This window comes from Anabaena sp. PCC 7108 (assembly GCF_000332135.1).
Classification (GTDB): Bacteria; Cyanobacteriota; Cyanobacteriia; order Cyanobacteriales; family Nostocaceae; genus Anabaena.
In genome coordinates this window covers 590758-603182 of sequence record NZ_KB235896.1, presented here as the reverse complement: position 1 = coordinate 603182, position 12425 = coordinate 590758, and the positions used below count along the sequence as shown (strand labels likewise).

Annotated in this window: 9 protein-coding genes and 3 pseudogenes; 6 read left to right on the top strand and 6 right to left on the bottom strand. The window is 41.1% G+C overall.

The annotated features are described in order from the left end of the window. Positions 1–385: 385 nt before the first annotated feature. The 5 genes from ANA7108_RS0103445 to ANA7108_RS0103425 all read left to right on the top strand — a co-directional run bounded on the left by ANA7108_RS0103445 (position 386) and on the right by ANA7108_RS0103425 (position 3165). Complete coding sequence (locus ANA7108_RS0103445) at positions 386–1267, top strand: alpha/beta fold hydrolase (RefSeq protein WP_026103966.1); 882 nt, start codon at positions 386–388, stop codon at positions 1265–1267. A 15-nt stretch (positions 1268–1282) separates the two neighbouring features. After that, positions 1283–1684 carry a DUF2809 domain-containing protein gene (locus ANA7108_RS0103440; RefSeq protein ID WP_016949368.1) on the top strand — a complete coding sequence of 134 codons (402 nt, stop codon included), beginning with the start codon at positions 1283–1285 and terminating at the stop codon, positions 1682–1684. A gap of 387 nt (positions 1685–2071) precedes the next feature. Next, positions 2072–2287: a DUF2997 domain-containing protein gene (locus ANA7108_RS0103435; RefSeq protein ID WP_016949367.1), complete on the top strand. Its 216-nt coding sequence runs from the start codon at positions 2072–2074 to the stop codon at positions 2285–2287. Positions 2288–2326: 39 nt separating this feature from the next. Continuing rightward, positions 2327–2710 carry a DUF1257 domain-containing protein gene (locus tag ANA7108_RS0103430; RefSeq protein WP_016949366.1) on the top strand — a complete coding sequence of 128 codons (384 nt, stop codon included), beginning with the start codon at positions 2327–2329 and terminating at the stop codon, positions 2708–2710. A 2-nt stretch (positions 2711–2712) separates the two neighbouring features. Next, positions 2713–3165, top strand: coding sequence for a ferredoxin (locus tag ANA7108_RS0103425; RefSeq protein WP_016949365.1), 453 nt, complete (start codon positions 2713–2715; stop codon positions 3163–3165). Positions 3166–3226: 61 nt separating this feature from the next. Here the strand turns inward: ANA7108_RS0103425 and ANA7108_RS31340 are convergent. Further along, positions 3227–3544, bottom strand: a pseudogene (locus ANA7108_RS31340) (pentapeptide repeat-containing protein); the annotation flags it as partial. Between ANA7108_RS31340 and ANA7108_RS31335 the strand changes: the two are divergent. Further along, positions 3516–3578: pseudogene (locus ANA7108_RS31335) on the top strand (hypothetical protein); the annotation flags it as partial. The pseudogenes ANA7108_RS31340 and ANA7108_RS31335 sit on opposite strands and share 29 nt — an antisense overlap. Here the strand turns inward: ANA7108_RS31335 and ANA7108_RS31330 are convergent. The 5 genes and pseudogenes from ANA7108_RS31330 to ANA7108_RS0103390 all read right to left on the bottom strand — a co-directional run. After that, positions 3563–5368 (bottom strand): annotated as a pseudogene (locus ANA7108_RS31330) (NACHT domain-containing NTPase); the annotation flags it as partial. The pseudogenes ANA7108_RS31335 and ANA7108_RS31330 overlap by 16 nt on opposite strands. A 1076-nt stretch (positions 5369–6444) precedes the next feature. Beyond that, the gene (locus tag ANA7108_RS0103415) at positions 6445–6729 is read right to left on the bottom strand and encodes a YiaA/YiaB family inner membrane protein (RefSeq protein ID WP_016949363.1); all 285 of its coding nucleotides are present in this window, start codon (positions 6727–6729) and stop codon (positions 6445–6447) included. 461 nt (positions 6730–7190) lie between these two features. After that, the gene (locus ANA7108_RS0103400; protein ID WP_016949360.1) at positions 7191–8780 is read right to left on the bottom strand and encodes a DUF4335 domain-containing protein; all 1590 of its coding nucleotides are present in this window, start codon (positions 8778–8780) and stop codon (positions 7191–7193) included. A 70-nt stretch (positions 8781–8850) separates the two neighbouring features. Then, positions 8851–9465 carry a DUF3038 domain-containing protein gene (locus ANA7108_RS0103395; protein WP_026103965.1) on the bottom strand — a complete coding sequence of 205 codons (615 nt, stop codon included), beginning with the start codon at positions 9463–9465 and terminating at the stop codon, positions 8851–8853. 378 nt (positions 9466–9843) lie between these two features. Continuing rightward, positions 9844–12342 (bottom strand): endonuclease MutS2, encoded by a 2499-nt coding sequence (locus ANA7108_RS0103390; RefSeq protein WP_026103964.1) that lies wholly within the window; start codon positions 12340–12342, stop codon positions 9844–9846. Positions 12343–12425: the final 83 nt, after the last annotated feature.

The window sequence follows — 12425 nt, the reverse complement described above, 5'->3', positions numbered from 1 at the left end:
TTAAAGCTAAAAATGTATCTCGGACTCAGAGCATCTGTCCTGAACAGAAAGTCGTAATCAGGTGCGGTTGAATAAATCGGATTTTTACTACCTGGATAGCGATCGCTATATTATTTGTATTTGGCGTTGCTGAATAAGGGGATGATTGAGGCTGACGCGGGGACACTCCAGACGCGGTGATTATATATTGATTAGGACTTACGCAAGTGTCACACTAAAAATCTGTTGTAGGGTGCTTTACTACTGCATAAATCCGGCAAATAAACAGATTGTTGATATCTGACGCACCCTACCAATGTGCCAGTTGCGTAAGTCCTGTTGATGCAGATTCTCAAATCATCCCGCAATTATGCAACGCCTATTATTTTTTAGATTCAATAAATTTATGATCCAGTACATTAAAACCTCCCGTCTCAACATCGCTTATCACAGTTATGGTACTAGTGATGCAGCAACTATAATTCTTTTGCATGGCTGGCCTGATGATGCACTGACTTGGAATGCAATCGTTCCTGCATTGGTGAGTGAAAACTACCGCTGTATTACACCATTTCTGAGAGGTTGCGGTTTGACACAGTTTCTTGATACTCAGACCCTACGTAGCGGACAACTTGCAGCCTTGGGACAAGACCTAATTGAGTTCATTGAAACTGCAAAAATCGGGTCTGTACATTTGGTAGGTCACGACTGGGGCGCACGCATTGCCTACAATATAGCGGCTTTACGTCCCGACCTGGTACATACTCTCACCACATTGTCAGTCGGTTATGGAACCAACAATCCTCAACAGACGCTATCCTTTGAACAGGTGCAACAATACTGGTATCAATGGTTTTTTGCTACAGAACGGGGACGTGCCACCTTAGCAGCAGAGAGACGGGGCTTTACACGCCAGCTATGGCAATTGTGGTGTCCTACCTGGCGTTTTAGTGAAGTTGAGTTTGAGGCTACTGCACAATCATTTGATAACCCAGACTGGATCGATATTACTATTGACTCATACCGTAGTCGTTGGGGCAATTCTCCTAATGATCCTGATTACGATACTATTCACCAGCAACTGATGTCTGCACCTAAAATTTATGTGCCAACAACCGTACTGCACGGCGGCGCTGATGGTGCAACCTTACCAGAAACTAGTGCCAACAAAGAACATTTTTTTGCAAAAGATTACCAGCGATTTGTAATACCAGGAGTTGGGCATTTTATCCAAAGGGAAGCCGCCCAGACAGTAATTGAAGCCATACTTGCCCGTGTACAGAGCTAGTACCCACCAGAAATAATGCCACTACTTACAAATATTCGCAGGCGTTCCATTCTTTCTCTAGCAATTATTCTCCCCATTGGACTTTTATACAGCCACTATCGCTATTCTATTTGGTGGTTGAACCAAGAGGTAGGAGGGATTTTCTATGAGATATTTTGGTGCTTGTTCGCCTTTGTGTTTATTCCTACTCGCCAAGCAGTGTGGCAAATCCCTATCTGGGTATTCATAATTACTTGCTTGTTGGAATTTATGCAATTGTGGCATCCACCATTTCTAAATTGGGTACGTTCATTTTGGTGGGGAAAAATGTTAATCGGTACTGCTTTCACTTGGGCAGATTTTCCCTATTATTTGATTGGCAGTGGGTTAGGATGGCTGTGGTTGCGGCTGATAGTTCGGGGCGCAAAGCTAAAATAAGTCGTTTTACCGTTAAATTTGGTTCTTAGCGATATTTTTATGCCAATGGTAATAATAAATTATTTCAATAAGCTTTACTATTTTTTTATATTCTCCTTTATGTCTCTATGGGCTGCAATCCTGATTTTTAAGAGTTTTTACAGATAGCTGTCCTCAGTGATATTGACCTTGACTAATTAATCAGGTTAAGGGAAACTTACTAATAACAGACGTGCCTACTTATAAAAATAATAATTTTTGTAAAGATTCTGAGATATATGTTGCGAAAGATGGAACATTAGTTAACAAATGGCAAGTTTGTATCTAATTTGTTCCTGCGGCTAGGTTTTCAGCAACTCTACTAAAGCAGTAAAGTTCAATTGTACTATCGAGGTTGGCTTTCAGAGCATGGAGACATTAGAATTCATAATTTATCCAGACGGTCGGGTACAAGAGAAAGTCACGGGTATTATAGGGGCTTCTTGTGCTGAAGTCACGGCAGCCATAGAGGCGCAGCTGGGACAAGTACTGAATCAGGAGCCAACCTCAGAATTTTTCGCCACCAATAATAATGTGCAGGAATCTGGTGTAGCGAATACGCAAACCGCGTTTAGCGAATGGTAAATTTTCCAACTAGTTTATTGTCATTCATTCACAATCACCATGTCACACTTTAGCCAAATCAAAACTCAAATCCGTAACCTTGAATCCTTGAAAGATGCGCTCACTGACTTGGGTATAGACTGGAAGCCAGGCCCACAAGAAGTACGCGGTTATCGTGGCCAAACCCATCCTGCTGAAGTTTCCATTGAGCAGGAAAATGGTTATGATATCGGTTTTAGATGGAATGGCAAAGAATATGAATTGGTAGCTGATTTGCAATATTGGCAGCAAAACTTGTCTGTAGATGGATTTTTGCGCCAAGTAACCCAACGTTATGCTTACCAAGCAGTGGTAAAAGAAACTGCGCGAGTCGGTTTTCAAGTGACCGAACAACAAAAAAATGAAGATGGTTCGATTCGTCTAGTTGTACAGCGCTGGAGTTAATCATGTCTGATTTGCCGCAGTCACCAGAAGCAGAAAATAATCGTTCTGGTTTAGAGCCAGAATTAGGGGGTTTTTTACGAGACGAGCCAGAACGTTCTGGTTTAGAACCGGAACTAGGCGGTGTGCTGCGGCAAAGGGGCGTTTATGTAGATGAAATTACCTGCATCGGTTGTAAGCATTGCGCCCATGTTGCCCGTAATACCTTTTATATTGAACCAGATTATGGGCGATCGCGCGTAGTTCGCCAAGATGGAGATGTAGAAGAGGTAGTTCAAGAGGCTATAGATACCTGTCCAGTTGATTGTATTCACTGGGTTGATTACACCGAATTGAAAAACCTAGAAGAAGACCGCAAGTTTCAAGTGATTCCTGTAGTTGGTTATCCAGTGGAACACGCTGTAGCTGCTACAGAAAAACGCCGGAAGAAGCAAAAGTTAAAAAAGAAACAATCTTAAAATTAAAATATCAAGCAATTAACATTTTAGGAGGCTGGTGCTATGACCAGCCTTTTTGCATTTAGTCAACAGATTTTAAACCCAACTCAAGACGAAAATCATCATCATAAATTGCTTTTTTCCAGCCTTTAGCTAATTTCACTTGGTCTGGAAGTAGGTTTTTCGCGCTTATGAGGTTTGCGCTTATGAGGTTTGCGTTTATGAGTTTTGCGCCTATGAGGTTTGCGCGACGGAGGTCTGCGTCACTGAGATTTGCGCGACGGAGGTCTGCGTCACTGAGATTCGTACCACTGAGGTCTGCGTCACTAAGATTTGCTCTTATGAGGTCTGCGTCACTGAGGTCTGCGCCACTGAGATTTGCGTCACTGAGGTCTGCGTCACTGAGATTTGCACGATTGAGCTTTGTGCCACTGAGGTTTGCATCACTGAGGTCTGCGCGATTGAGATTTGCGCGATTGAGATTTGCACGATTGAGCTTTGTGTCACTGAGATTTGCGGCACTGAGATTTGCACGATTGAGCTTTGTGTCACTGAGATTTGCGGCACTGAGATTTGCGCGATTGAGGTCTGCGCCACTAAGGTTTGCGCCACTGAGGTCTGCGCCACTGAGGTCTGCGCCACAGAGATGTTGACTTACTATATTAACAAAATCACCAATCTTAATTGTGTTGCTATAGCTAATGATGCGATTTAGTAACTCATTGTCAAATCTATCTAAATTCTGACAGGGATGAAATGAGATTTTGTCTTTTAACTCATCTTTATTGCGAGCATAATCATGTAACTTAAATAAAATAATTAAAACATTTAGCCCAGTATAAATATCAACTTCTCGAAATCCTATTGTTACACCATATTTGTGCAACTGCACCATTTTATTTTGGGGCAAATTTTCTTGATATTCTTCATCAATTAAGTTATTTCTGTAAGCATTGATGAACTTACCCGCACACCAGTCATAATAAAAATCTCGCAACCTAGTAAATAATCTTAGCAACTCTTCTGATGTCAATTGCTGACCGCTATCAGGTAGAATTAACCCTATTAAATACTGAACAATTTCCCATGTAAGTCCGCCATAACCGAATAAGTCATAAATTTCTTTTTCTAGTTGGCTTTTACTAACATCAAACCGCCATACTTGATTCTTTTTTACCTTTTCAATCCATAGATTACAACTATTTTGTAAACGTTGAGCAAATAAAAATTCACTAAAACTTTTATGAACAAATTCTACTGCGCCTCCTTTTACTTCACTAGGAGCAGGCTTTATATAAAACGCCGTTAAAGCATTTCTTAATGGATGATCATCTAATTTTTTTTGTGCTGCATCTTTGAGGATTTCTTTTGCATCGTCATCACATCTTAATCGTTCATAGATATGTTTAATTAAAGTATATTCTCCTCCTGTTTGAATAACACATAACCCAACTTCAGCTAAAACTCTTTTTAAGGCTTCTGTTTTTAATGCAGTAATTTCCTCATTCAATTCTTGAGGACGCTGTTTTGTTAATACCCAATCTACGGTTTTTTGATAAATCGTGATTTTGGCTTGATTACTACTAATTCCAGTAAACATTGAATCTGTTATTTCTCCATCTCGGTGCATTGCTGCTAACAGATATAGTAATAATGGTTCTTGTGCTAAGGTTTTTACCTGTTCGGGACAGCTATCAGATTTCAGAAAATTCCCAAAAGCTAGAGATTTATCTTCACCAAATTTCTGTTTCCACTTCCGTAACCATCTTTTTTGAAATATTTCTTTCATCAAAGATATTTCTACCCTGGCTAAATTGTGGGGAATAAATCTTTCAATTCCTTGTAAAGCTGATTCTCTCCCCGTAATTAAAAATCGATGTCCCATTTGGGAATTACTATGACAACTTTGTTGTAAATCACCAATTTGTTTAAGAAATGCTTCTATACCTGTGGTAGAACTTCTCTGCATTCTTAGCTCATCAAAACCATCCAACAAAAATAAAAATCGAGTATTAGCATCTGTTAACCAACGATCATCACCCTCAGCAAAATCTGCATTCACGGCTGTACGGAGAGTATGTTTAATATCGTTTTCAAAAGTGCTAATATCTCGTAATCTAATTAAAATCGGTGTCCAAATAGGATGTAAGTTTTGGTGTATCCATTCCGCAAATACCCGACAAAACACACTTTTACCTCTACCTGGTCCCCCTTGGATAAACATCACCTGCTTTTGTTGCTGAGAATCAGGATTAATTAATAAATCCTTAGCCCATTTTTCTAAAATCACTGGACTTTGTTTAGGATTGACATTTTCTATCACTTTCCCGTTACTATCTAGCAATTCAGCTTGCAGAGGCACATAAAGATCGGGAATAGTCAAGTCTTTTTCACCTAAGATTTGCCAACGTTCCTTAATTTCATGATTAATAGAATTAGGTGAAATCTGATCCTGGAGATAAAAGTTAATTTTACTATATTTAGTATTTTTGATTTTTTCTTGTGCTGCAATAAGATTCTGGTTTAAAATCTCAGACAAACTTGATTTACTTTTGATTTCTTGGCTGATTAGTTCTGCGATACAATTTAGAGTTCCCCAACCTACCCAACCTGTAATAATTTCTGCTGTGTATTTATCAATTCCAGCTTTTTCTAAATAATTAGATAACTGCCGTTTTAAAATTAAGCCTAAATGCGATTCTGTAAAATCAGTTAATGCCAGTTTTGCTAGTTCTGCATCTAATTCCAGCTTTCCTAATTCAGTAATTTCTTGTTGTATCTCTACACCTGATGCAGCGTTATTAAATTTTTCCTCTAACCAATAATTCTTTCTCACTAAATTATCAAAACTGCTAATATAAGCAATAGGAACAGCAAGAGCTACCCATTCTTCTAACTTGCTCTTTCTGTTATTTGATATTGACTGTAACCATTTTCCTCCCAGTCCAATCAATGGGATACTAGCTATTGTTACTGTTGTCACAGGAGCAGTAGCAATAGCAGTAGGAACTACACCCAATGCTATGACTAACCCCGCAGCGGCTGTAGTAATATCTGTACCTAATTCAATTTTCTCTCCAGTGTCTGTTATTTTTTGCCAAATCTGCTTAATGTTAAGAATTGCCATTTTTTTTTATACAAATTTGCTGTAGTAAAAATATTTAGTAATTAATTTTACTACTAATTTGCTGCACCAAATTATAAAAATAAGTTTAAAAAACTAAGCAAATTTTTAGGGTGCGTTACGCTGTCGTTAACACACCCTACACATCCTCGAATTTAAAATTGCTATACCTGCCCTCATTTAAGAGTGAGAGGATCATGTTGTGAAAGCAACTTCTCAACTTTAGCCTCATCAATTCTAGAAGTTAACCTTCTGGATTCATGCAAGTCTCTAGTAGTTTTTGCCAAGGTGAAAGTTGAACCTACAGAAAAAACTAAACCCATACTCATAAAGCCTTTTACCCAATTATCCACAGGTAAATTGACAATACCAAAACCTGTCATAGAAATAGACATAATAAAAGCTGCCCAGGTTTGAATAATCCAAGCATTGCTGTCTTTTTGCTGTCCAAATGTTTGCATATCCCCCTCCTCTAACTAAGTACTATAAGCACTATTTTATGAAGTGGTCAAAAGAGTGGTAATAGTAACTGACCAGTTCCGCAACTGTACTTAATAACTGAAGTTAAAAATTCCTCAAATTCAGCAAATGCTGCTGAAAATTTTGTACCAGTTTGGCAAGTGGCATAAAAATTATAGAATTTGTAAACAGGGAACAGGGAACAGGGAACAGGGAACAGGGAACAGGGAACAGGGAACAGGGAACAGGGAACAGGGAACAGGGAACAGGGAACAGGGAACAGGGAACAGGGAACAGGGAACAGGGAACAGGAAATTCTTAATTTTCCCCGCGTCTCCCCATCTCCCCATCTCCCCATCTCCGCGTCCCCGCGTCTCCCCATCTCCCCATCTCCGCATCCCCGCGTCTCCCCATCTCCCCATCTCCCCATCTCCCCATCTCCGCGTCTCCCCAAGTCGCCATCTCATGGTGTTTCTGGAAAAGTTTGCACCTTACCATCGGGACTGAGGACTACTCGCAGTCTGATATTTTGCCCAGATTTATTAGTAGAGACAAAAGCTTTACCAATTTCTGGAATACCAGTGGTGTTAACGTATTCTCTAGCTGCTCGATTCAATGGCAAAATCCGTTCAATAGAGCCATCAACACCCAACATCAAACTATACTCTAGTGTTTGTGAAAATCCACTAGGTGGCTGCCAAGTTTTTTGTAGAAATTCTCTGGCTTCTGCCACTTGAGGGATATCAAATAAAGTCGTGTTAGAGGATGCTTCTGTAGATGAAGAGGTTTTAGTTGCATTTCGCAATTTTGCCACTACATTAGCATCACTGGAGACAGAAGAATTGCTATCAGGGGAATTAATTCTATCTAGTGGCTGTGAGTCTAGTTGAGAAGATATTTGGGGAGAAGTTTGACTTTGAGTCTCTTTGGGCATAGAAGCCAGAGACTGAGGGATTTTGGAAATACTACTATTTTTAGTAGTCAAAATCTCACGGGTGGGGAGAGTAATTCCACTTTGGTTAATCACGCCTGTAGAGTTTTCTTCAAAATTGGGAGTTGTTGGTAATGTCTGGAGATTGCTGGAAAGGGCTGGTTTTGTTTTTTGCTCACTCGTCACAGCATTTTTCGGTAATGTTTTAGCTGTGGACGGGATAGTTGAATTGGGGAAAGAGAGAGGAGTGGGGTCAACAATGGAATTAGGAAGTGGAGGAATAGAATCTGCATTGGGTATTTGTAATGCAGCAGTACCACTAGGAGGAGAAGACAAATTTCCAGGGGAAACTAGTTCTGGTTGAGGGGAAGTTGAGTTAAGAGCGGGTGAAGGCTCAATAGCTACTTTTTGTGTTGTTGAAGTCGTTGTTTCAGCGGTTTGCTGTTGCTTTTGCCTGATGCTGTTAGCATATTGCCAGGTTAGGGGAGTGAAACCCACAGCTATTACCAACATTGCGGCTACAGGTGTCCAAGTCGGTAAAACTAAACTGGGAAAAGAATTCTCACTATTCAGATTTGGTAGTGCTATGACATCAGCCGAGTATTCATCTAAAGCTGTGGCTAAATCAAATAGTTGCAATAGAGTGAGTTGAATTACGGGGCCAGATGTTGAGTTAGCAAGAGAACCAAGAAATAGTTTATGAGTTAAATTGCTACTAGATTCTAGGTAAATTGTTGCTTCCAAAATCCCCATGCTAGATGAGTTAATGGTTTTGGGTGACGACGGAGAGGGGGGAACATCGTTTAATTCTGGCTGGTCAGATGTTGTATTAGAATTTTGCGGTTCTAAGAAACTCAAACAAAAGTTATCTGCTGATTTTTGTAGCAGTTGTTGAACGTAGGTTGTGACTACATTACACAAAACTTCTAGTTGATCATGATCGCCCTGAATTGGCACTTTGCGTTCTCCTGATAGTCCTGGATCATCAAAGTGGAGTTCAAAACCTATTTGTTTGAGAACAGCTTGACCCATCCAGCGAGATAAAGGTGAGCGTTGCGCCCTGATTTCTAGTGTGCAAGTAGGAGGCGTGTAGCGACGAATAACAGAATTTAAGCGAGGCATAGCAAAAATTGCAATGGGGACAAAGAGAAATTTTGGATTTTGGACTTAGTTGGACTTAGTATTTTAAAATCTAAAATTGTTTTGTTTTTGTAGAACGGTCTATAAGTGACAACCACAGTCGGCGGTGTCCACTAGGAGCGCTATAAAAAAGTAAATCTACTAGCAGTTTTAATGCTAAGTTGGTCAGCGCATCCGTAGAGATTTTTTCGTTCTCTTCCATCCGTTCTTGATAGGTGTTACAGAAAGTATCGATATAATCTCCCAGTAAAGCGGTCTGATGAGGTTTCTGGTTGTTTGTAGCTATTTGTTCTAATAGACCAACAGCACGGCGAATTAATTCCTGGTGTTGTTTAGCGAGGTAGCAGCTAATTAGAACTAGCGATCGCGCTTCTTCTACATCCAAGTTTTTTCGACCTCCTTGACCTTTGCGTAAGGGATTCGACTGACGCAATCGCCATAAAGCTACACGATCTGGAACTTTTGACTCTAAATTTAGATTAATTGCCGCCGAAAGCATAGCCTCAGAACCAATGCCAGTTAAGGTTTCTAAAGATAACAGCACTAAGTCTAACTGAGTTTTGATGTTATCCCATTCAACTGAGTTGGCGGCTGGAAAGTGGTTTAAATCCTCCCACTGGGAGTTTGTTGTGGCTGAATTGGCGACCAAGTGCATAACTTTTAGCATAGGTGATCAGGCGAATAGAGGCTGTTGCTGTTACCTATTTTGAAACAGACTCTCAAGCCTGAAAGTTGGTTTCCCATAGTTAGCTTTGAATCAGTTTAGTAAACAGCGGTTTTCTTTGTTTTACTCTAAATGAAAATTTCTTTTCCCAATATGAGAAGTTAATGAGGATTGGTAATGGGTGATTGGTAATGGGTGATTGGTAATGGGTGATTGGTAATGGGTGATTGGTACTCAAAACTCAGAACTCAGCACTCAGAACTCAAAACTCAGAACTCAGCACTCAGCACTCAGAACTCAGCACTCAGCACTCAGCACTCGTTACTCAAAACTCAGCACTCGTTACTCAGAACTCACCACTCAGCACTCACCACTCACCACTCAGCACTTTATATGAGCAATAGTGACACCACTACCGCCATCGGCCTGCTCTGCTGGTTCATAGTGGCTAACTCTGGAGTGCTGTTTTAGAAAAGAGTGAACTCCTTGCTTGAGCTTACCAGTACCGTGTCCGTGAATAATCCAGAGAGGACCATCAGCTTCAGAAATAGCTTTGTCTAAAATATATTCGCCATCAGCTACCCGTTTTCCGCGCAAATCTACTGTATTTTTGGAAGTACGAATGGCTGGGACTGCTGCTGGTTGTGGGGTGACTACAGCTGGGGCTGGTTTGGCTTTAACGATGGGTTCTGGTTTTTGCCCGTCTAAAGATTCTACATCTGACAACTGCACCGTCATTTTCATGATTCCAAAGCGGACACTTAACTCACCATCTGGATTAGGGGGGGTGATTACTTCTGCGGTTTGTCCTAATTTGGGTATTCGCACCCTGTCCCCTATTTTGGGCATAAACCTCGGTTTAGGTTTTGGTGGTGGTGCTGGTTCGTATTTCTGTCCAATTTGATTTAACGCGCTGGTTGCTTGCTGGGCATCTTGGGCTGTGGGTGTGCCTTTTTGCAAACGGCGAATTACTTGGGCAATTTCTCCTTTTGCTTGGGTAATTGCTTGTTGGACGGCTACTTCCTGAGAAGCACGTAAATCTTTTTCTCTTTCTTCTAAAGCGGTGGCTTTTTGAGAAACTTCTTTATATAGCTTTTCGGCTTGTCGTAATAATTCTTGGGCTTCAGCAGCTTTAGTTTCTTGACGACGACGTTGGGCTTCTAAACCCGCAATCACCTGATTCACTTCATCGCTGGCTTCTCCCACTTGGGTTTTAGCCTCTGCTACCACTTCCGGTTTTAGTCCTAAGCGCAAGGCAATAGTTAAGGCGTTAGAGCGTCCTGGAATGCCCCACAACAACCGATAAGTTGGTGAGAGAGTACTTTCGTCAAATTCTACGGAAGCGTTCTCAAATCGCTCATCTTCATATTTTAGGGCTTTGAGTTCACCGAAGTGGGTGGTAGCAATTGTGAGTTGGGCATGATTGGCGAGATATTGCAAAAGTGCGATCGCTAATGCACTCCCCTCCGCCGGATCTGTACCAGCACCAACTTCATCCAGTAAAACGAGGGATTGGTGATTGGTGATTGGTAATGGGTAATTGGTAATTGGTAGTTTTATTCCTTCCTCTTCCTCTTCCTTTCTCCTTTCTCCTGACTCCTGTACGGGCGAACGGCCGTTCGCCCCTCCTGACTCCTGACTCCCCAAAGCATTTAAAATCCGACTAATACGGCGAATATGTCCTGAGAATGTGGATAAACTTTGTTGTAAAGATTGTTCATCACCAATATCAGCTAAAACTTTGTCAAACCAAGGCATTTCCACTGGTTCGCGGGCGGGGACAAATAAACCCACCTTGGCCATTAATGCAGCTAATCCGAGAGTTTTTAAAGTTACTGTTTTCCCACCAGTATTCGGTCCAGTAATTGTCACTACCCGAATATTGGGACTGATGAGTAAATCCACGGGAACCACTGGGTTTCCTTGTTCATGTTGCTGTTGCCAAACTAACAACGGGTGACGCAGTTGTCGCAAGGTGATAATTTCTTGTTCTTCCCGATTAATGAAGCGAGGAGGATTAGCACCTATCCAGAAACTGTAACGAGATTTAGCTGTTGCCAAATCTAAGGTTGTGACGATCGCTAATAACCTTTCTAAATCTAGTTTAACTGCGGCAACTTGTTCGGTTAAATTACGGCGAATTGCTTCTGCTTCTGTTTGTTCTTTTCTGATGGTTTGGCGCAGTTGGTTCCCCATAGGGACGACGCTGTGAGGTTCGATATATAAAGTCGCGCCACTGGTGGAAGTGTCATGAACAATACCGGGAATTGCGTCTTTTTGCGGTGCTTTGACGGGGATCACAAAGCGATCACTTCTTTGAGTAATCAGTTGTTCTTGAACTGCCCCCGATTTGGCTTGAATGATGTTTTGCAGTTTTTGGGTAATTTGACTGCGTATCCGCCGCAAATCAATGCGAATTTCCCCCATTTTTTGACTAGCACGATCAGTGACTTGAGCGCGTTCATCAATACAGCGATGAATTTCCTGTTCTAATTCTGGATAAGTCCTTAATTCGGAGACTAAATCAGTCAGAATTGGTAAATTTTCTTGGTTATCAATTACACGCCGTAAATTTCTCGTACCAGCCAGGGTGGTAGCGATCGCTAACAATTCCTCTCCAGACAAAATTCCTTGCAATTCGGCACGTTCTAGGGAATCGCCAATATCTTGAATTCCCTCAAAAGATAATCCTGGGGAAAGGTGACTTTCCAGTTGATATACTTCTTTGGTTTGAGCTAACAACTTTTGGCTTTCTGTCTGGGTTTCCGGGATTGGCAAGTTACGCGCAACTGTTGCCCCTAACTTAGTGGCCGCAAAGGTGGAAAGGTGCTGGCAAAGGCGTTGCCATTCTAGTAGTTCTAGGGTTTCAGATTGGATCAAGGTTTCAAAAACTAATCTGAAATTATCGTAACAATTCTCGCCACCAGAAAGCGAAATCTTCAAACAAGAAATTTTTTGCTGCT

Bases quoted from the DNA above. Each gene is read 5' to 3' on its own strand.
- ANA7108_RS0103445 (WP_026103966.1), top strand. From the start codon at position 386: ATGATCCAGTACATTAAAACCTCCCGTCTCAACATCGCTTATCACAGT.
- ANA7108_RS0103440 (WP_016949368.1), top strand. From the start codon at position 1,283: ATGCCACTACTTACAAATATTCGCAGGCGTTCCATTCTTTCTCTAGCA.
- ANA7108_RS0103435 (WP_016949367.1), top strand. From the start codon at position 2,072: ATGGAGACATTAGAATTCATAATTTATCCAGACGGTCGGGTACAAGAG.
- ANA7108_RS0103430 (WP_016949366.1), top strand. From the start codon at position 2,327: ATGTCACACTTTAGCCAAATCAAAACTCAAATCCGTAACCTTGAATCC.
- ANA7108_RS0103425 (WP_016949365.1), top strand. From the start codon at position 2,713: ATGTCTGATTTGCCGCAGTCACCAGAAGCAGAAAATAATCGTTCTGGT.
- ANA7108_RS0103415 (WP_016949363.1), bottom strand. From the start codon at position 6,729: ATGCAAACATTTGGACAGCAAAAAGACAGCAATGCTTGGATTATTCAA.
- ANA7108_RS0103400 (WP_016949360.1), bottom strand. From the start codon at position 8,780: ATGCCTCGCTTAAATTCTGTTATTCGTCGCTACACGCCTCCTACTTGC.
- ANA7108_RS0103395 (WP_026103965.1), bottom strand. From the start codon at position 9,465: ATGCTAAAAGTTATGCACTTGGTCGCCAATTCAGCCACAACAAACTCC.